General features: G+C 48.1%; 23 protein-coding genes. 20 read left to right on the top strand and 3 right to left on the bottom strand.

The features are described 5' to 3' along the window. The first annotated feature begins 14 nt into the window (after nucleotides 1-14). Complete coding sequence (locus EAO37_RS02155) at nucleotides 15-1,031, top strand: ABC transporter permease (RefSeq protein ID WP_120951246.1); 1,017 nt, start codon at nucleotides 15-17, stop codon at nucleotides 1,029-1,031. Continuing rightward, nucleotides 1,003-2,571 (top strand): dipeptide ABC transporter ATP-binding protein, encoded by a 1,569-nt coding sequence (locus EAO37_RS02150; RefSeq protein ID WP_120951244.1) that lies wholly within the window; start codon nucleotides 1,003-1,005, stop codon nucleotides 2,569-2,571. Before EAO37_RS02155 ends, EAO37_RS02150 begins: the two co-directional genes overlap by 29 nt. A 97-nt stretch (nucleotides 2,572-2,668) precedes the next feature. On the opposite strand, the gene EAO37_RS02145 is transcribed toward EAO37_RS02150, so the two are convergent. From EAO37_RS02145 to EAO37_RS02135, 3 genes are read right to left on the bottom strand one after another with little or no spacing between them, the layout of a single operon-like run. Continuing rightward, complete coding sequence (locus tag EAO37_RS02145; protein ID WP_240451691.1) at nucleotides 2,669-2,866, bottom strand: hypothetical protein; 198 nt, start codon at nucleotides 2,864-2,866, stop codon at nucleotides 2,669-2,671. Nucleotides 2,867-2,889: 23 nt separating this feature from the next. Next, nucleotides 2,890-3,816 carry an LPP20 family lipoprotein gene (locus EAO37_RS02140; RefSeq protein ID WP_120951242.1) on the bottom strand — a complete coding sequence of 309 codons (927 nt, stop codon included), beginning with the start codon at nucleotides 3,814-3,816 and terminating at the stop codon, nucleotides 2,890-2,892. A 42-nt stretch (nucleotides 3,817-3,858) separates the two neighbouring features. Next, a complete protein-coding gene (locus tag EAO37_RS02135) occupies nucleotides 3,859-5,229 on the bottom strand; it encodes a hypothetical protein (RefSeq protein WP_205589508.1) in 1,371 nt (456 codons plus the stop codon). Between the two features lie 188 nt (nucleotides 5,230-5,417). On the opposite strand from EAO37_RS02135, the gene EAO37_RS02130 reads away from it, so the two are divergent. From EAO37_RS02130 to EAO37_RS02045, 18 genes are read left to right on the top strand one after another with little or no spacing between them, the layout of a single operon-like run. After that, nucleotides 5,418-6,320: a methionyl-tRNA formyltransferase gene (locus EAO37_RS02130; protein WP_120951241.1), complete on the top strand. Its 903-nt coding sequence runs from the start codon at nucleotides 5,418-5,420 to the stop codon at nucleotides 6,318-6,320. Further along, complete coding sequence (locus EAO37_RS02125; RefSeq protein WP_240451690.1) at nucleotides 6,317-6,943, top strand: biotin--[acetyl-CoA-carboxylase] ligase; 627 nt, start codon at nucleotides 6,317-6,319, stop codon at nucleotides 6,941-6,943. Before EAO37_RS02130 ends, EAO37_RS02125 begins: the two co-directional genes overlap by 4 nt. A gap of 47 nt (nucleotides 6,944-6,990) precedes the next feature. Next, nucleotides 6,991-7,416, top strand: coding sequence for a F0F1 ATP synthase subunit B' (locus EAO37_RS02120; protein WP_120945556.1), 426 nt, complete (start codon nucleotides 6,991-6,993; stop codon nucleotides 7,414-7,416). An 11-nt stretch (nucleotides 7,417-7,427) separates the two neighbouring features. Next, the gene (locus EAO37_RS02115) at nucleotides 7,428-7,943 is read left to right on the top strand and encodes a hypothetical protein (RefSeq protein ID WP_120945598.1); all 516 of its coding nucleotides are present in this window, start codon (nucleotides 7,428-7,430) and stop codon (nucleotides 7,941-7,943) included. Further along, entirely contained in the window at nucleotides 7,940-8,458 is a 519-nt protein-coding gene (locus tag EAO37_RS02110) for a F0F1 ATP synthase subunit delta (RefSeq protein WP_120951239.1), read from the top strand. Before EAO37_RS02115 ends, EAO37_RS02110 begins: the two co-directional genes overlap by 4 nt. Before the next feature lie 15 nt (nucleotides 8,459-8,473). Then, nucleotides 8,474-9,979 (top strand): F0F1 ATP synthase subunit alpha, encoded by a 1,506-nt coding sequence (gene atpA, locus EAO37_RS02105; protein WP_120951237.1) that lies wholly within the window; start codon nucleotides 8,474-8,476, stop codon nucleotides 9,977-9,979. Between the two features lies 1 nt (nucleotide 9,980). Continuing rightward, on the top strand, nucleotides 9,981-10,874 hold the full coding sequence (gene atpG / locus EAO37_RS02100; protein ID WP_120945550.1) for an ATP synthase F1 subunit gamma: 894 nt from the start codon (nucleotides 9,981-9,983) through the stop codon (nucleotides 10,872-10,874). A 16-nt stretch (nucleotides 10,875-10,890) separates the two neighbouring features. Beyond that, nucleotides 10,891-12,354 (top strand): F0F1 ATP synthase subunit beta, encoded by a 1,464-nt coding sequence (atpD, locus tag EAO37_RS02095; protein ID WP_120951235.1) that lies wholly within the window; start codon nucleotides 10,891-10,893, stop codon nucleotides 12,352-12,354. Nucleotides 12,355-12,363: 9 nt separating this feature from the next. Beyond that, nucleotides 12,364-12,726, top strand: a complete 363-nt coding sequence (gene atpC, locus EAO37_RS02090) for an ATP synthase F1 subunit epsilon (protein ID WP_120945548.1) — start codon at nucleotides 12,364-12,366, stop codon at nucleotides 12,724-12,726. A 2-nt stretch (nucleotides 12,727-12,728) separates the two neighbouring features. Further along, nucleotides 12,729-13,277 carry a MotA/TolQ/ExbB proton channel family protein gene (locus EAO37_RS02085; RefSeq protein WP_120945546.1) on the top strand — a complete coding sequence of 183 codons (549 nt, stop codon included), beginning with the start codon at nucleotides 12,729-12,731 and terminating at the stop codon, nucleotides 13,275-13,277. Nucleotides 13,278-13,279: 2 nt separating this feature from the next. Further along, on the top strand, nucleotides 13,280-13,681 hold the full coding sequence (locus EAO37_RS02080; protein WP_120945544.1) for a biopolymer transporter ExbD: 402 nt from the start codon (nucleotides 13,280-13,282) through the stop codon (nucleotides 13,679-13,681). Continuing rightward, complete coding sequence (locus EAO37_RS02075) at nucleotides 13,681-14,340, top strand: TonB C-terminal domain-containing protein (RefSeq protein ID WP_120945542.1); 660 nt, start codon at nucleotides 13,681-13,683, stop codon at nucleotides 14,338-14,340. The genes EAO37_RS02080 and EAO37_RS02075 overlap by 1 nt, the downstream gene beginning before the upstream one ends. Further along, a complete protein-coding gene (tolB, locus tag EAO37_RS02070) occupies nucleotides 14,340-15,581 on the top strand; it encodes a Tol-Pal system protein TolB (protein WP_120951233.1) in 1,242 nt (413 codons plus the stop codon). The genes EAO37_RS02075 and tolB overlap by 1 nt, the downstream gene beginning before the upstream one ends. A gap of 58 nt (nucleotides 15,582-15,639) precedes the next feature. Beyond that, entirely contained in the window at nucleotides 15,640-16,191 is a 552-nt protein-coding gene (locus tag EAO37_RS02065) for an OmpA family protein (protein ID WP_120945538.1), read from the top strand. Continuing rightward, nucleotides 16,191-17,186, top strand: a complete 996-nt coding sequence (locus EAO37_RS02060) for a hypothetical protein (protein WP_120945536.1) — start codon at nucleotides 16,191-16,193, stop codon at nucleotides 17,184-17,186. The genes EAO37_RS02065 and EAO37_RS02060 overlap by 1 nt, the downstream gene beginning before the upstream one ends. After that, the gene (locus EAO37_RS02055; protein ID WP_120945534.1) at nucleotides 17,155-17,649 is read left to right on the top strand and encodes a peptidylprolyl isomerase; all 495 of its coding nucleotides are present in this window, start codon (nucleotides 17,155-17,157) and stop codon (nucleotides 17,647-17,649) included. The genes EAO37_RS02060 and EAO37_RS02055 overlap by 32 nt, the downstream gene beginning before the upstream one ends. A 19-nt stretch (nucleotides 17,650-17,668) precedes the next feature. Continuing rightward, nucleotides 17,669-18,868: a homoserine dehydrogenase gene (locus EAO37_RS02050; protein WP_120945532.1), complete on the top strand. Its 1,200-nt coding sequence runs from the start codon at nucleotides 17,669-17,671 to the stop codon at nucleotides 18,866-18,868. After that, nucleotides 18,858-19,202, top strand: a complete 345-nt coding sequence (locus EAO37_RS02045) for a YraN family protein (RefSeq protein ID WP_120945530.1) — start codon at nucleotides 18,858-18,860, stop codon at nucleotides 19,200-19,202. The genes EAO37_RS02050 and EAO37_RS02045 overlap by 11 nt, the downstream gene beginning before the upstream one ends. Nucleotides 19,203-19,224: the final 22 nt, after the last annotated feature.

Below are 19,224 nucleotides of genomic sequence, written 5' to 3'. Positions count from 1 at the left end.
ATAAGGGGTTAAATATGGTGAGTGTGCATGCAAGGCGTTGGCGGGCGTTTAAGGACAATAGGCGGGCGTTGTGGGCGTTGGTGGTGTTTGTCGCCCTCTTTGTGCTCTGCTTGGGCGCGGAGCTGTGGGTGAATGACAAGCCCCTGTTTATTTACAAAGACCACAAGGCGTATTTTCCCATCTTTAAAGACTACCCAGAAACCACTTTCGGGGGGGATTTTTACACCAGTGCGGATTATAACGACCCCTATGTCAAAAATCATCTGCTCAAAGACGCTTTTGTGATCCGCCCTCTTATCCCCTATTCTTACGACACCATTGTGATGGATTTAAAGCAAAGCGCGCCCACGCCTCCGAGTTGGCAACATTGGCTAGGCACGGACGATCAAGCCCGCGATGTGTTGGCGCGCTTGGTCTATGGGTATCGGGTTTCTATCCTCTTTGCGCTTTTGCTCAGTGGCTTTAGCGTGGTGGTGGGGGTGGGGGTGGGGGCGTTGCAGGGTTATTATGGAGGGCTTTTAGACCTCTTGGGGCAACGCTTTATTGAGATTTGGAGCGGGATACCCATGCTCTTTTTGCTCATCATTCTCTCCAGCATGTTCACTCCTAGCTTTTGGTGGCTTTTGGCTTTGGTGCTGGCATTTTCTTGGATGGGTTTAGCCCAAGTGGTGCGCACGGAGTTTTTCAGGGGGCGTAATATGGACTATGTGCGCGCTTCTTATGCCTTAGGGGTGAGCGATGCGCGCGTGATCTTTTATCACATTCTGCCTAATGCGATGGTGGCGACCACGACTTATATCCCCTTTATCATGGCTGGCAGTATAGGGGCGTTGGCGAGTTTGGACTTCTTGGGCTTTGGGATGCCTATTGGGAGCGCGTCCTTAGGGGAGCTGTTAGAACAGGGTAAAAACAATCTCTACGCCCCGCATTTAGCTCTAGCGGGCTTTTTTGCGATCGCGCTATTGCTCTCTATTTTGGTTTTCATTGGAGAAGGAGTAAGAGATGCCTTTGATGCCACCAACTTCAAATAAACCCCTTTTGCGCTTAGATTGCGTGAGCGCGCGCGTAGGGCAGGATTTTTTATTGCAAGAGATCACTTTGGAGATCAAACCCGCCCAAAGGGTGGCTTTGGTGGGGGAAAGCGGGAGTGGAAAAAGCTCGCTAGCCCGCCTGATTTTACAACTCACCCCCCTTGTGCGCCCCCTAAAGGGTAAAATCTTGTTTGAGGATCAAGACCTTTTGCGCTTAAAACCCGCGCAATTGCGCGCTATTAGAGGTAAGGACATCGCCTACATCGCCCAAGAACCCCTAAGCGCGCTCAATCCCTTACACAAGATCAAAACTCAAATTATAGAGAGTTTGCGCCTGCATAAAACCTGCCCCAAGCAAGAGTTTAACGCACGCCTTGAAGAGGCAATGACTCAAGTGGGCTTGGGGATGGATTTGCTGGAGCGTTATCCCTACCAACTCAGCGGGGGGCAAAACCAGCGCGTGGCGATCGCTATGAGCATTATCAACCGCCCCAAACTCTTGATCTGTGATGAACCCACCACCGCCCTAGACGCGCAGGTGCAATTACAAATCTTAGAGCTTTTAAAGACCTTGAGCGTGCAAAACAACATGGCGATTTTGCTCATCAGCCATGATTTAGGCGCGGTGCAGTGGCTGGCTGAATATGTCTATGTCTTGCAGAGTGGGCAATTATGCGAGCACAATGAGATTAAAACCCTCTTTGCTAACCCCATCCACCCTACGACTAAATTACTCTTAGAGGCGCGCCACCTGCCCCGTAAAAAACCCCTGCAACAGGGGCAAGAAACCCTGAAATTACAAGATTTTGGGGTGCAGTATGTGCAAAAACGCTTTTTGGGAGCTAATAAGGTGCGCATCGCCATTCAGGGGGTGAATTTATGCCTGCACGCGCGCCAAACTTTGGGCATTATCGGGGAGTCTGGCAGTGGTAAGAGTTCGCTAGCTTTGGGGATTTTAAAACTCATCAATTCAGTAGGAGAGCAATTTGTGCTAGGGCAAAATGTCAGTCAGCTCAATCGCAAGAGTTTTAAGCCCTACCGCAAGTCCTTACAAATGGTGTTTCAAAACCCCTATGCGTCCTTAAACCCGCGTTGGAGCGTGCAAGAGATTTTGCTAGAGGCTTTTTACGGAGTGGGAGGCAGGGGGGATGTAGAGGTAGCGCAAGCCAGCTTAGAGGCTGTGGGCTTGGAGGCAAAATATCTCACTTACTACCCCTTTGAGCTCAGTGGGGGGCAACGCCAAAGGGTGGCGATCGCCCGGGCGATCATCTTGCACCCGCAGGTGGTGGTGATGGATGAGCCCACTTCTGCACTAGATAAGAGCATGCAAAAGGTGGTGTTAGGGCTATTGCTAGAATTGCAAGAAAAGCTCAATTTGAGCTATCTTTTTATTAGCCATGATTTAGATGTGATTGAGAGCATTTGTGATTCTGTGCTGGTGGTAGAGAGGGGGCAAGTGGTGGAGAGCGGGAGTGTAGAAAGCGTCTTTAGCGCGCCCAAAAGCCCCTATACTAAGAGGTTGTTAGAAACTAGACTTTGACTTTACTCTTGCCTAGAAAACAAAGATCGAACGATTGTGTCCTCCTTATGGAGGAATGCCCCACCGATGTAATTTTTAGGGCAGGTGATGCATAAGCCTAATAAATCCCCACGCTGGCTAAAGCCATCCCCACCACTAGGGCAAAAATGGGGATGATCACCGCCACAATCGCGATATCTTTATAACTTTGTTTGTGGGTCATCCCCGTGATGACAAGCAAGGTCAGCACTGCCCCATTGTGGGGCAGAGCGTCTAGCCCGCCTGAGGAGATGAAAGGCTCTGTGTTTCTAGGCAAACCCGCCCAAAAAGGGGCTAGAGTTAGAAGTCGATCTTATTATTATCCACATCGGCCGTGCCCGCGCCCACACCTTGTTGGTAATTGCGCAATTGCTTGAACGCCTGGGCTTTGATGCGTTCAATAGCTGCGCTGCGATCGGGCTGGTCGGCGTTTAGGATTTTAGAATAGACGATATTACCCTGACAATCCTTGATATTGAGGTTGAGCCCGATATGGAACAAGCCATTTGCCGTGCTCTCATAGATCTTATTTTCAATGCTATACAAGCCCGGATCGCTAGATTGCTGGATAAAGCGCGCGTATTGTCCCGTGAGCGCGTCAGAAATCTCTGCATCCGAGCCGGGCGCGTAGATAAGATTTGCCTTAGGGCGCGGGCTATTCTCCTTGATGAGCTCTTGATAGGGGGCTAGAGAAGCCACACCCCGCCCATAAGCGTTTAAGATTTCTTGCAAAGGCATGGCTTGGGAGAGGGTGCTTTGCAACTTATGCATCTCTTTTAAGAAAATGCCCTTGCAACCCTCTTGGGGGTGCAGGGTGCTCAGAGTGTTGTAGAGATTGCGGTAACGCTTGGCTAAGGTGTTTAAGAACATGTTCTTGTTGAGTTTGAGACGGGTATAACAGGTGTGGTGGGCGCATTCTTGTTTGTCTGTCTTGACATTGACAAACTTGATCGAATCCACCACTAGGCGGATATTCTGGCTAGAATGCTTGTTTAAAGTGTTGTTATCCCGTGTGGTTTGGCTGGTGGTGGTAGAAGACACGCTCACCACGATTCCGCTTGCTAAATCGTTCAGGGCTTTTTGCTTGGCGATCTCTTTGGTGTCCCCCATTCCATTGCCATAGAAATACGCTGAATCGCCCTTGAAATTCTGGTACCAATGTGGCGCGCCATGGGCTTGCAAGAATAAAGGGATAATGCCCAAAGACAACAGACATCTAGCAAACATGACTTCTCCTTCAAAAAGTGTTATTCTAACATAAAATTCCAACTACCATAAAACTTTCACCACACTGGAGTAACCAAAACTCCTAATGTAGATAATATTGTGCTTGTTGGCACAAAAAGTGTCGGGAGACAAGGGCACAGACGCTTGGCAGGTTAGTAGCGTGAAATTGTAAATATCTTGCCCATCGGCTAACACACGCACGCGCTCGTTGGGGGTGTTACTCACGCGCGCTGTGTAAATCCTACGCGGGAAAACGCTAGGGGAGCGGATGTCTGCCGAAGTGCTCACAGCTGCATAGAGCGAAGAAAACAGTCCTCCTAGCACCCCTAAGTATTGGTTAGAAATGGCTTCTAAACCCACTTTCAAGATCGTTGAGGTGATGGCGCGCGTGATGATGTAAGGGAGTTGTTTTTTAAACTCATTGGCGATGAGATCGTCTAATAAAACCAATTCTTCAAACTTGTTTTGCTGGTGGGTGGTGTTCAAGCTAAAACTGGTGTGGAAATCTACCCCATCTACTAATTGTGGCAGGGCTAGGCTTGCGGTATACATCCCTTGGGCTAGAGGGAGGGGGAGGGTGATTTTAAATTCTTGTTTAGTGGCTTGTTTGCCATCTTCAATAAACACCCATGTGAATTTTTGCAAAGAGGGGTGCTGGAAAAAGAGCAGATCTTCACCAATGGTGATGACATGGCTAATCCCATAGGCTTCTTTGAGATAATCAATGCCCTTAGCGCGTTCATTATCCAAGGCGAAAAATAACCCAGAAAGGTAGGACACAGCCGGGTTAATCAAGTCGCTATAAGCACTGAAACGATCCAAATTGGAATAATCCTCCTGCAGCACCTCCTGCACCTTAGAATCCGAATCCTGCGCGCTCAATCTAGAGGAGCTCTTTTCGTGCATTTTGTCAATAGCTTTTTGAATTTGCTTGTAGTAAAACTCCTTAGCGCGCCTTTGCCTGTCATTGGCGCGGTTAAACTCCACGCGCGCGTCATTGGGATCGCCTATGATCAAGTAGTCCATCGCCTTGTAGTAATTCATCAACACGCTCTCATAAATGCTTCCCACATAGGTTTTGACATTGTCATTGACTAAAACCGCGCCCACATTGCTCAAGGATTTATTGAAAAGATTGATATGGTGGTTAAATTGGGCTTCGGCCGCATCAAGCGCCACAATGGAATCTTGGTAACGCCCTAACATCAACGCGCTCATGCCTCTTTGCAATTCCCATAAAGATCCGTCTTTATGATCCTTGAGACTCATTTTGCTAGAAAAGCTATAGGCATTTTGCAAACCAAGCGGAGAGTAGTAGGCTTGATCAAAATGCGCGAATTCCGAACGATGTCCGGTGCAACCCACAAAAAATAATAACAAAAAAACTAGGTAAGTATAATAATGCGTCTTCACTCTCTCTCCTTAGGTCCTTTATTTTAACAAAGCATAAGCAATATTATGTTAAGGTGAAGTCCGCCTTTTTTCAGACCTATGCAATGGGATACAAAGACAGCGCTTCAGGGTGGAAACACAGCAGAGCATCTTGGTGTTCTGTGTGCCTTAGCCATCTGGGAAAAGGCTATCTCTTTGTGAGAATACGCATGCGTCTAGTTTTCATGGGAACGCCTCCTTTCGCCCAAATTGTCTTAGCCACTCTTTTAGAACGCCACTTTGACATCGCCGCGCTTTTTACCCAACCTAGTAAGCCCTTTGGGCGCGCTAAAACGCTAAAGCCTTCTGCCACTAGGTTATTTTTGCAACATGCCTATCCAAAGATTCCTATTTTTGAACCGGCTAAATTAGACGCGTTGGTGTTAGAACAAATGCGCGCCCTTAAGCCCGATGTGATTGTGGTGGTGGCCTATGGCAAAATTTTACCCCAAGCCCTTTTGGACATCGCCCCTTGTGTGAATTTGCACGCTTCTATCTTACCCCAATTTAGGGGCGCATCGCCCATGCAGGAGATGATTTTAAAAGATATGCCAGAATTTGGGGTGAGTGTGATCGCCATGAACGCCCAAATGGACGCGGGCGACATTTTGGGGATAGCCCGTGTTAAAAAAGAGCGTTACATGAATATAGAAGAGTTAGCCCACTTGTTAGCCCCGCTGGGCGCACAAGCCTTAATAGAGGTTTTATCCAAGCCCTTTAAACCCATCCCTCAAGATCACAGCCAAGCGAGTTACTGCGCTAAAATCACCAAACAAGATGGGCTAGTAGATTTTTTAGACGCTAAGAAGGTGTTTTTAACATCTCTAGCCTATTATACATGGCCGGGCGTGTTTTTAAGCAGTGGATTAAAACTCTTTGGGGTAGAATTAGTACAAGAACAAGGCGCGCACGCGCCCGGGAGTATCTTAGCCCTAGAAGATGAGAGCGTTATAGTGGGTTGCGCGCATGGTGTGCTTAAAATCGCCCATTTACAAGCCCCCAGTAAACAAAAAATGGGAGCAAAGACTTATTTACTTGGGAGGCGCTTGGGTGTGGGGAGTGTGCTAACATGATGGAGATCATCACCTTTGAGAGTCTTCCCTCTACCCAGCTCTATTTGGTGGCGCAACTTAAAACCGGTGCACTCAAATCGCCCGTGTGCGTGGTAGCAAAGACCCAAAGCGCTGGCGTAGGGAGTCGGGGCTGTAGGTGGGAACAAGTAGAAGAAGCCCTGAGTTTTTCATTTGCCCTGCCCTTAGAAAAGCTACCTAGCGATGTGCCTAAACAGAGTTGGAGTGTGTATTTTGGCTATCTCTTTAAAGAGAGCTTACAAAACGCGCAGGTGTGGTTGAAGTGGCCCAATGATCTCTATAAAGGAGAGGCTAAGATCGGGGGCGTGATGAGTCAGATCGTGCGCGCTAGTATAGTGTGTGGGATTGGGCTTAATCTCAAGGCGCGCCACTATAGCGCGCTAGAGGGGGTGGATAAAGACGCGTTATTAGGGCGCTTTTTAGCGCGCGTGCAAGAGGGCATTGCATGGGCAAAGGTGTTGCAAGCCTACCGCCTAGAGTTTAGCCAACACCACCGCTCTGTATTTTTCCACCACGCTGGGGCAAAAATCCCTTTAAGTGATGCGCTGGTGTTGGAGGATGGGGGGTTGCAAATTGGAGAAAAAGTCTATTATGGGGCTAGGTGATTTAAGCTAAGCTTTGTTAGAATCGAGCTTTTAAGCAAGGATCAAGCGTGGATATTTCGATCAATGTGTATTTGATGTTGGTGGTATTTTTGACTTTCTTGGTGCTGGTGTGGCTATCTAATGCGTGGATTTACAAGCCCATGCTAGCCAACATGGACGCGCGCCAGGGGGCGATCGGTCAGGATGGGGAGTTTATCGAGAAAACCAGTCAAGAGATCGCGCGTTTGAAACAAGAGGCCGATCACCAGCGCAAAGAAGCCCATATCCAGGCTAACAAGATTTTGCAAGAGAGTTTGCAAAAGGCTAGACAGGATTATGAGCATGTGTTAGCCCAAAAGGAAAGCGATTTACAAAAGGACTTAGAGGTGTTTATGCAAGGGTTAAAGGAAAGTAAAAGCGCGTTGAAACTACAATTGTCCCAAGATTTACCTGCCCTAGAGTTGTCTTTACAACAGAAAATATCTCAAATGTAGGGGGTGCTTTGGTGCGCCATGTATTATTTGGAATCTTAGGCAGTGGGGTGTTTTTATGGGGGGCAGGTCATGACATCTCCCAAACGGACATCGTGCTAAGAATTGTCAACTTTATTTTGTTTGCCGCTTTGGTGTGGTATTGCATCAGTGGTCCTTTAAAGCGCATGTTGGAGCAAAGACGCGCTAAGATCGCAAGCCGACTCAATAGCTTACAAGAGCAACGCCAAGCCATCAAAGAGGAAAAGGAAAACGCCCTTAAAGCCTTAGAACAGGCTAAACAAGAGGCTGGACAAATTATCTCCAATGCCAAACAAGAGGCTTTTTTACTCACCCAGAAATACGAACAACAAGCCAAGAGTGCCATAGAGAAACTCATCAAAGACAACCAAGACTTAAAACATAAAGAGGAGCTACGCGTCCAGCAGGAGGTGGTGGGTGAACTCTTGGATGCGTTGTTCCAATCCCAAAAGACGCGCTTTGATTCTTCAGCTTACATGCGCTTACTCCAACATAAGGCACTCTTATGAATCTCGTAGCCAAACGATACGCGCGCGCCTTTAGAGAGAGTTTTAGCGATGACTTGCAGAGCGCGCTCCAAGCCTTGGAACGCGTGTGCGCGCTCTATGAAATAGAAGAGTTTATAGAGGTTTTACAATCCCCCTACTACCCCAATACCGCCAAGCAGGCGATCTTAGCCGATGTCGCCCAGGATAATGATGCGCGTTTCCAACGCTTTTTAGAGGTAGTGGGCGAGCATAAGCGCTTTGGTATTTTGCCCCAAGTGTATAAAGAATTGTGCGCGTGGGTGCAACGCCAGCAAAACGCCTACCAAGGTTATTTGTATTGCAATCAGGAAGTGCCAGATTTAAGCGCGTTAGAGACGCGCGTTTGCGCGCTTTTGAACATCACTCTAAGTTTACAGAGCGTGTTGGTAGAACAAGAGGGTATTTGTTTACAAATTCCCGATCTAGGCATAGAGGTGGCTTTCTATAAAAATCACTTCTTGCACCAACTCAAGCATTTTATTATGGAAGCGATTTAAAGACAAGGAGAGAGAGTGTTAAAGCTAAAAGCAGAAGAGATTAGCGCAATCATTAAGGAGAGGATTGAAAATTTTGCCCCAGAGATCAATATCACCCAAGTGGGGCGTGTGATTGCCTATGCCGATGGGGTGGCGAAAGTCTATGGGCTTAAAGATGTGATGTCCTATGAGGTGGTGGAGTTTGACACGGGAGATCGCGGGCTAGCCTCCAATCTTGAAGAGGGGAGCATTGGGGTGATTGTGTTAGGGGGAGGTAAGCATATCAAGGAGGGCACTAGCGTCAAGCGCACCAAGCAACTTATGAAAGTGCCTGTGGGGGACGCTGTTGTAGGAAGGGTGATCAATACCTTGGGCGATCCCATTGATGGCAAGGGTCCCATAGGTGCTGAAGAATTTAGATTTGTGGAACAAAAGGCCCCAGGGATTATGGATCGCAAATCCGTACATGAGCCCTTGCAAACCGGAATCAAAGCCATCGATGCCTTAGTGCCCATTGGGCGGGGGCAAAGAGAACTCATCATCGGGGACAAACAAACCGGTAAAACTACGGTGGCGGTGGATACCATCATCAACCAAAAAGATCAAAATGTGATCTGTATCTATGTGGCAATCGGGCAAAAGGAATCTACGGTTGCCCAGGTGGTGCGTAAATTAGAGGAATACGGCGCGATGGAATACAGCGTGGTGGTGAACGCCTCTGCCTCCGCTTCCCCAGCCATGCAATACCTTGCCCCCTATGCGGGTGTAACCATTGGAGAGTATTTTAGAGATCACGGTAGACATGCGCTGATTATTTATGACGATTTGAGTAAGCACGCCGTAGCTTACCGGGAGATTTCTTTGATCTTGCGCCGTCCTCCCGGGCGCGAGGCTTTTCCCGGAGATGTGTTTTACATCCATTCTAGACTATTAGAGCGCGCCGCTAAGATGAGTGATGATAGGGGGGCGGGTTCTCTAACTGCCCTGCCCATCATTGAAACCCAAGCAGGCGATGTGTCCGCTTACATCCCCACCAATGTGATCTCCATCACGGACGGGCAGATCTTCTTAGAAACCGATCTGTTTTACTCAGGAATTCGCCCCGCCATCAATGTGGGGCTGTCTGTCTCTAGGGTGGGTGGGGCAGCACAAATTAAAGGCACTAAGCAGGTGGCTGGGACCTTGCGCTTGGATTTAGCCCAGTATCGGGAGTTGCAAGCCTTTTCCCAGTTTGCCTCGGATTTAGATGAAGCCAGTCGCAAACAGCTAGAGCGTGGACAGCGTATGGTAGAAGTGCTCAAACAACCCCCCTATTCGCCTTTGCCCATTGAAAAACAAATTGTGATGATCTATGCCGGGGTGAAGGGGTTTTTGGACGATGTGCCGGCCAATAAGGTGGTTTCTTTTGAAGAGAGACTCTATCCCTTTTTGGAATCCAAATACCCCAATGTCCTAGAAGACATCCGCACCAAAAAGGTTCTAGACAAAGATTTAGAAGCCGCGCTAAAGGCGGCCATCGAAGAATTTAAATTAGGCTTTTAACATGGGTGGGAGTCTCAAAGATATTAGAAAAAAGATCGCCAGCGTCAAGAACACCCAAAAAACCACCCGTGCGATGAAGTTGGTTTCCACTTCCAAACTCAAAAAGACCGAAGAGGTCGCCAAAAAATCGAGGGTGTTTGCCGAAAAGCTCAATGAGGTAGTGGGGGATATTTGTGCCAAGATCAAGGCGCGCAATATCAAGGGGATTGAGAGCAAGTATTTCGCCCAACTCGAACATCCGGCTATCCAAAAGCTAGACATCATCTTTGTTACCGCAGACAAGGGACTATGTGGGGGATTCAACATGGCAACCATTAAAGAAGTGTTGCGCTACATCAATCTTTACAAGACTAAGGGAGTGAAAGTGCGCCTAAGGGGGATTGGTAAAAAAGGTGTGGCTTACTTTAGCTACAATGGAATTGACTTATTAGATAAGGCGATCGATCTAAGTAGTGCGCCGGATTACGAGCGCGCGAGTGCTTTTATTGATGGGGCAGTGCAGGACTATTTGAATGGTTTGACCGACAGCGTGTTGATCGTGCACAATGGTTTTAAAAATATGATCTCCCAAGAGTTGCGCGTGCAACAGATTTTGCCCTTGGACTTTGTAGAGCTTAACCCAAGTTCCCAAGAGGGAATTGTGGTTGAACCAGATGATGAGGAGGGGATCATTTTAGACGCGCTAGCTAAGAAATTCATCGACTTTAACATGTATTACGCCTTGCTAGATTCTTTAGCAGCAGAGCATAGCGCGCGCATGCAGGCGATGGACACGGCGACCAATAATGCCGGGGATTTAGTGAAGAGCTTGACCATTTCCTATAACAAGGCTAGACAAGAGGCGATCACCACCGAGCTTGTGGAGATCAACGCGGGCGTAGAAGCCATTAAGTAGTTTTTGAGGAGAGCAGATGGATACAGCACACACAGCAAATAATCAAGATAAGGGGAGTGAGGGCAAAATTATTCAGGTCATGGGACCTGTGGTAGATGTGCAATTTGAAGACTACCTGCCCGCTATTTACGAGGCACTGGATGTTCTTTATGATTTTGATGGGGAGGCTAAACATTTGGTGTTAGAAGTAGCCGCCCACTTGGGGGATAAACGCGTGCGCACCATCGCGATGGACATGACAGAGGGACTCACAAGAGGGCAAAAGGTGCTAGCGCGTGGCAAGATGATTGAAGTGCCTGTGGGCGAAGAAGTCTTGGGACGCATTTTCAATGTGGTAGGGGAAGTGATCGATGGGGGTGAGCGTTTAAAAGAACCTTTGACTTGGCCTATCCACAGAAGTGCGCCTTCTTTTGAACATCAGAGCACCAAAACCGAAATGTTTGAAACGGGCATTAAAGTCGTGGATTTGCTCGCTCCCTATTCTAAAGGCGGGAAGGTGGGGCTTTTTGGAGGAGCGGGGGTGGGCAAGACTGTCATTATTATGGAGCTCATCCACAATGTGGCTTACAAACACAGCGGTTATTCTGTCTTTGCGGGGGTGGGGGAGCGCACGAGGGAGGGCAATGACCTTTACTTTGAAATGAAGGAGGGAGGGGTGTTAGACAAGGTGGCGTTGTGCTATGGGCAGATGAATGAGCCTCCGGGGGCTAGAAATCGTATCGCCTTCACCGGCCTGACCATGGCAGAATACTTTAGAGATGAAAAGGGGCTTGATATTTTGATGTTCATTGACAACATCTTTAGATACGCCCAATCCGGAGCTGAGATGTCTGCGCTACTAGGGCGTATCCCCTCAGCGGTGGGTTACCAGCCCACTTTGGCTAGCGAAATGGGCAAACTCCAAGAGCGCATCACCTCGACCAAGAATGGCTCGATCACTTCTGTGCAGGCGGTGTATGTGCCTGCGGACGACTTAACAGACCCTGCGCCCGCTTCTGTATTTGCGCACTTAGATGCCACCACGGTGTTGAATCGCAAGATTGCTGAAAAGGGGATTTATCCAGCCGTTGACCCCCTAGACTCCACTTCTAGGATTTTAGACCCCCAAGTGATTGGCGAGGAACATTATAGGGTGGCTACAGGGATTCAGCAGATCCTGCAAAAGTATAAAGACTTGCAAGACATTATCGCCATTTTAGGGATGGACGAACTCTCTGAGGAGGATAAAAAAATTGTCGGGCGGGCGCGTAAAATTGAGAAGTTTTTATCCCAACCCTTCTTTGTCGCCGAAGTCTTTACGGGCAGTCCGGGCAAATATGTAACCTTGAAAGAAACTTTAGAGGGCTTTGGGGGAATTTTGGAGGGCAAATACGACAATGTGCCCGAAAACGCCTTTTACATGGTGGGCAATATCCAAGAAGTGGTGGAGAAATACGAGAAAATGAAGGCAGAGGGCAAGGATCAAAAGAGCGCGTCATAAAGGATAGATATGGGATTAGCCGTGAGTATTGTCGTGCCTCAGGGGTTGATTTTTTCAGGGGAGGTGGATCGCATCACCTTGCCCGGGGCAGAGGGGGAGTTTGGAGTCTTACAGGGGCATAGCAACATGGTGTCCTTGCTCAAAAGTGGGGTGATTGAGATCGAGCGCAACCAAGAAAGTAGTCTCATCGCCATTAGCTGGGGGTATGTGGAGGTCAAGCATAGCAGTGTGGATATTTTAGCCGATGGGGCGGTGTTTATCAAGGGCGATGATGAAGTTTACAAGGCTAAAAAACTCTTAGAAGACGCGACAGCCGATAGATTAGCCATCTCTAGCGTGATCGCGCGCATTGAAACGCGAGGTTTGAGGTAGGCGTGGCTTCTTTACAAAATTTCCTTTATGAGAGTGGGTTTGTTACCATTGTGGTGTTGGCTTGTCTATCTCTCTATTTTATTTTGACTCTGTGGGTATTTTTTTACAAGTATGTCGCTATCCGCACCAATATCCTCAAAGAACGCCAAGCCCTAGAAGCTCTGATGGCGGGTAATGCCAGCATGTTGAGTTTCAAGCTCTTTGAAAGCGCAGGGCGTTTTTCTAAGGAGCTCTTGCTAGTTTGGAAAAATCAAGTTCTGCAACAAAACACCACGGGCTTGGTGGTGTTGAGTATCATCGCCTCCACCGCCCCTTTTATTGGGCTCTTTGGCACTGTGGTAGAGATTCTCAACGCCTTTGGGCGTTTGGGAACTCAGGTTTCCTTTGATGTGATCGCCCCTGTGATCTCTAAAGCCCTAGTCGCCACTGCTGCAGGGATTCTAACCGCAATTCCAGCCTATTCGTTCTTCTTGATCCTAAAGCGCAAGGTTTACGATCTCTCTGTCTGTGTGCAAATGCAAATAGATATGTTGATCGCTAGAGAGGGTTAGCGGTGTTTGAGGCGGAACACTGGGATTTAGACAAACCCGATCTCAATATCACCCCTTTAGTGGATATTATGCTAGTCTTGCTTGCAATCCTAATGGTCGCTACCCCCACCATCACTTACCATGAACAGATTTCTTTGCCCAAAGGCGCGAAGAATAAACAAGCCAACCGCAACCATGTTTTAGAAATCCGCATGGATTTACAAGGCAAGATTTACATCCACGATAAGACCTATAGCTACGCTACTTTTCCAGACGCTTTCCGCGCGCTGGCAGGTAGTTACGACAAAAACACCGCGATCTATGTACGCGCTGACAAACGCTTGAGCTATGAGAAGATCATCTACTTGCTAAAAAGCATTAGAGAGGCGGGGTTTTCTAAGGTGTCTTTGATCACTAGCGCGTGATGGATAAAAAGCTAGCTATTGGATCTGGAATCTTAGCTTGCGCGTGTTATGCGATCTTGCTTATCTTATTACTCTGGCACACTCCCCCAAAAAGGGTTGTTATTCCAGAGAGTTTTGATGTATCCTTGATGCTAGATAGCGCGCCCAACCCCTTTGAGGATTTGGGGGTGAGTGGTATGTTTGCTGCTATTCCTGACAAACAGCCCTCACCTCCCAGCCAAACCAAGCAACGCCAATTGCAACGCGCCTTATTAGATAGCATGCAATTCAACCAGCACCAACAAGCTTTTGAAGATTTGCAAAGCAGTCTAAATACAATTAAAACACAGCTAAACACCCTGCAACACAAGAGCATTGATTTTCAAGTGCCCAAACAAGAACAGATATCCAAGCAAGAATACCAAGAGTGGTTTCAAGAATTGTATAAGATTCTCTATGGACGCTGGAAACTCAACTTCAAACAAGTCGCTTCTGTGGGGGCTCTCATTAGCATATCAGCCACAGGGCAGTTTAGTTACGCTATTGTGGAATATTCGCCCTTTTCAGACTACAACCAAGAGATCGAACACCTCTTAGACTCCTTGCAAAACCAAAAATTTCCCCCCTACCCCAAGGGGGCGATCACCCTCAAAGTTAATTTTAAGACAAAGGATCAATGATGCGGTTTTTATGGATCGTGCTACTCCAAACTTATCTCTTTGGGGTGGATGCGACTTTGGATATTGTGAAGAACATCCAAAAATTACCCAAAGTAGAAGTGCGCTACCTCAATAACGCCCAAGAACCCTATCTTTCTAAAATTTATAACATGCTACTCTCCGATCTTAAGATCAGCAACCATGCAGAGGCGATCGGGGCGGGCGCGCAAAGCGAAAACATAGACTACAGCGCGCTAGCAGGACAGAGGGTTGAACTATTAGTCAGCTTGCGTGTGGATCAACTTGGACAAATCAATGTGCGTCTTTACGATGTCGCCCACCAAAATATTTTGGGAATCAAAGACTATGTCTTCACCAAAAAAGAACTCTTCCCCTTTATCGCGCACAAAGTTGCCATTGATGTCAATGACGCGCTCAAAGCCCCCTCCATTGCTTGGATGGCGCGCTTTGTGGTCTTTGCCAAATACATAAGACCCGGGGTAACTAATATCGTTGTAGCCGATTACAGCTTGACTTACCAGCAAGACATCATCAACAATGGCATGCTCAATGTCTTTCCCAAATGGGCTGATGGCGCACAGAGCGCGATCTATTACACCCAATACCTACGCAAACCCACTATCATCAAATACAACCTGCGCAATGGTTCTAGTGAAGTCATCACCCAAAGCGATGGCATGGCTGCTGTGTCCAGTGTGAGCCAAGATGGGGAGAAATTACTCCTCACGCTAGCTCCAGAAGGCCAGAGTGATATTTTTCTCTATGACACCACCAAAAAAACCCAAACCCGCTTGACTTCCTACCCGGGCATTGATGTGCTGGGGAATTTTGTCGATCACGAAAAAGCTATGGTCTTTGTTTCCGATCGCATGGGTTATCCTAATATTTATCTTAAAAAGCTCAAGCCGGACGCGCCAGTCGAGCAAGTGGTTTTCTACTCTAAGAACAACGATTCGGTCGCCACTTCTGGGGATAATATTGTCTATGTGAATCGCTCAGAGCGCGATGCCAATGGGCAGAGTAGTTTTAACCTGCATCTTATCACCCTCAAAAGCGATTATGTGCGCCGCTTGACAGCCAGCGGGGTGAATCAAATGCCCCGTTTCTCTAGGGATGGGGGGGCGATCATGTTCTTAAAAAAAGCCGCCCAGCAAAACGCTTTAGGGGTGTTGTTGCTAGATTACAACCAAAGTTACCTCTTTCCCCTAGAGAACACCCAAATCCAGTCCTTTGATTGGTAGTTTAAGAGAAAAAAGGCTACAATGAAAGGATTTTTGCAAAAAAGCACAAAGGAGCATCATGAATAAATGGGCAGTGGCAGGGACTTTAGCGGTGTTTCTGGTGATTACGGGCTGTGCGCACCAAGAAGCGCAAGCCCCTCAACCTCCGCAGACCCAGAGCGCGCAACAACCCCAGACACAGGAACAACCTGTGCAAAACCAGACCGTGCAACCTGAAGAGGCACACCAAGAAGCCCCCAAAGTCGAACCAGAACCCCCCAAACCCCATATAGAAAGTGGCACAATCGTCAGCCAGGTCTATTTTGACTTTGACAAATACGATATCCGCCCAGACATGCAAGATGCCATCGATGAGGGGGCACAAAAAGTGCAAGAGTATAAAATGAAAGTGCGCTTAGAGGGCAATACCGATGAATTTGGCACGGGAGAATACAATTTTGCGCTGGGCAATAAACGGGCTTTGAGCGTGAAACAGGCGTTGGTGCTCAAGGGTATTGATGAGTCTGAAATCCAAGTCGTAAGTTTTGGGGAAACCAAGCCCATCTGCCAAGAGAAAACCAAAGAGTGTTATCAAAAAAACAGAAGGGTAGATGTTAAAGTCGTTGAGTAATGCGCCTATTTTATCTCTTGTGCTTTGTGGGAGGGGCTTTAAGTGCTGAACCCTCTGCCTTTGACTTGCAAAGCGGAGCGACCAAGCAAGAGCTAGGCGCGCTCAAATCCAGCAATAAGAGTTTACAGGGCATCATCACCACCCTCAAGGGGCAAACTGATGCCCTATTGCAAAGCCAAGAGGGACTCAAGAGCGTCTTTGAGGGGCAGGGGGTAAAACTCAAAGAAGTCAGCGATGCGCTAAACACGCATGATCAAGCCCTTAAAACCCTGAAAAGCACCCAAGAGATGCAGGGGAATTTGCTCAAAGAGCAAGCCAGCTTGATAGACTCACTCAAATCTCAGGTGGAGGCTAATAAGAACGCCCTCAACCAGCTAGATGAAAAACTCAATGGCATGAATATGCTCTTGACCCAAATGAATAGCGATTTTGCTACCAAATTGCAGTCTTTGCAAACTTCCCTTGAAGATCAAGCGCGCCTCAATGCCAAGAAACTCAAAGAGATTGCGCGTTTGGCAAGTGCTACCTCCAAAGCCACAACACCCTCACCAGAGAGCGCCTTTGAGAAAAACCCAGCCAAACGCCAAACCATCGCCAAAGAAGCCCTAGAACTCTACCACCAACAGCGCTTTAACCAAGCGCAACCACGCTTTGCATGGCTAGCTGAGATCAATTACAAACCTGCCTACCACAACTACATGGCCGGCGAATCAGCCTACATGCAAAAGCACTACAAAGACGCGATCGCTTTCTACAAGAAAAGCGCGCTCCTCAAGGATAGAGCCGACTACATGCCCGTTTTATTGTGGCACACGGCATGGGCGTTCAAATTCTTGGGCGATCAAAACAACCATGTCAAGTTCTTGCGTTCCCTCTCTCATCTCTACCCTGAGAGCGATCAAGGCAAAAGAGCGTTAAACGCCCTAGCAAAAGACACAAAATCTCATACAAAGGACACCAACAATGCCAACAAAAGCACAAGTAGCCACCATTGAATACCAAGTGATCGACCCTCAAACCCAAGAAGTCATTGACGCGAGCAAAAAGCCCTTAGAGTTTGTGCTAGGCGCAGGGCAGGTGATTGTGGGCGTGGAAAAAGCTCTTCAGGGGGTTAATATTGGAGAAAAGCTAGTCGTGGACATCCCCCCTCAAGAAGCTTATGGGCTTTATCGCACGGATTATTTGCAAGAAGTGCCCAGAGATCAATTTGAGGGAATCGAACTCAAAAGAGGCATGACCTTATTTGGACAAGGTGAGGATCAACAAAGTGTGCAGGTAAGTGTGAAGGACTTTAGCGAACAGATGGTGATGTTGGACTACAACCACCCTTTAGCGGGCAAAACCCTCACTTTCCACATCAAACTCTTGGATTTAAAAGAGGCTTCAGAGCAGGAGGTGGCGCGCGCGCAAGGGGGGAGCAAGTCGTGTTGTGGGGGGGGATGTGGTTGTAGACACTAGCTCAAGTTTCTAGAGCTGTATGCGCACTTTAAACATTGGTATCATCGGTCTTGGTTGCGTGGGGATGGGGGTAGTGGAGATTTTACAGCGCAACCAAGATTGGATCGCCCAACGCTGTGGGGCGCGCTTGCGCTTACACAGGGGTGTGGTGCGCGATCTGAGCAAAAAGCGCGCGTTACATTTCCCCCTTAGCGATCGCGTGCAAGACATTTTAGACGATCCAGACATTGACATTGTAGTGGAGTTAATGGGGGGCGTGCAAGAGGCTTTTGGGATCGCCAAACAGGTCCTAAACCGCAATAAAGCCTTTGTTACAGCCAATAAAGCCATGCTGGCACAGCACTACCACAGCTTGAGCCAAATGGCTAAACAGCCCTTGGGGTTTGAGGCTAGCGTAGGAGGGGGAATCCCCATTATCAGCGCGCTCCAAGATGGGCTTGGGGCTAATCAGATTTGCCAGCTTAGCGGTGTTTTGAATGGCACAAGCAATTTTATCTTAGAGCAGATGCAATTGGGCGCAAACTTCCAACAAGCCCTGCAACAAGCCCAAGCTTTGGGTTACGCAGAGGCTGATCCTAGTTTGGATATTAATGGAGAAGACAGCGCGCACAAACTCTTGATCTTAGCCACTTTGGCTTTCCACACCCACCCCACACTTGCCTATTTAGAGGGCATTGAGAACATCGAAAATGTGGACATACAACAAGCCAAACACTTGGGCTATTCCATCAAACTTCTAGCCCGCGCGCAACGCCAAGGTAGGCATCTTGCCCTAAGCGTGCGCCCCACTCTCATCCCTCAAGGGCATTTCTTAGCCCAAGTGCATGGGGTGATGAATGGCGTGCAAGTGGTGGGGGACTGCGTGGGCGAAACTTTCTTTTATGGGGCGGGAGCAGGGGGGTTGGCAAGCGCGAGCGCGGTGGTGAGCGATTTAATGGGGGTGGCTAAAAACCCCAAGCCCGCCCCCCTTGTGGAGTTGATCACCTATGCGCACACACAAATCCCCCAACCCTATTACTTGCGCACCATGGCTTTTGATTTTCCTAATTTGCAATCTGCGCTCCAAGACCATGGCATCGCTTTAGCCAGCCACCATGTAGAATCATCCCTAAGCATTTGTATCACCCAGCCCACCCTAGACTCCCATTTGCAAACAGCTCTAGCTAGCTTAGAGTCATGCTCTCAGCGCGTGCGTGCTTTTTGTGTGTATGAGTCGTGATCGAGGTTTAGCCGCTGAAGCATTAGCCTGTGCTTACTTAGTTGATCGTGGCTGTGTTGTCGTGGCGCGTAATTTTAGTTGCCCTTTTGGGGAGATTGACATCATCGCTTTGCGGGGGGGAGTTTTGCATTTTGTGGAGGTCAAGCAACGCCAACACACTTCGCCCATTTACGCCCTCACGCGTGCCAAGCTTGCTCGTCTTGCTAAGACCATCCAAGTTTACTTACAAAAGCATGCCCATGACATGCCCTATTGCATTGACGCGCTACTGATCAAGGGGAGTTTGCAACACCATACGATCGAGTGGCTAGAAAACATTGGATGGTTAGAGTAAGGTGGACTTTATCTTTAGTGTT

The organism is Helicobacter sp. L8 (genome assembly GCF_003660355.1).
In the GTDB taxonomy this organism is placed as follows: domain Bacteria; phylum Campylobacterota; class Campylobacteria; order Campylobacterales; family Helicobacteraceae; genus Helicobacter; species Helicobacter labacensis.
Note: the sequence above shows the minus strand (reverse complement) of the source record. Positions and strands in the feature narration are given on the sequence as shown.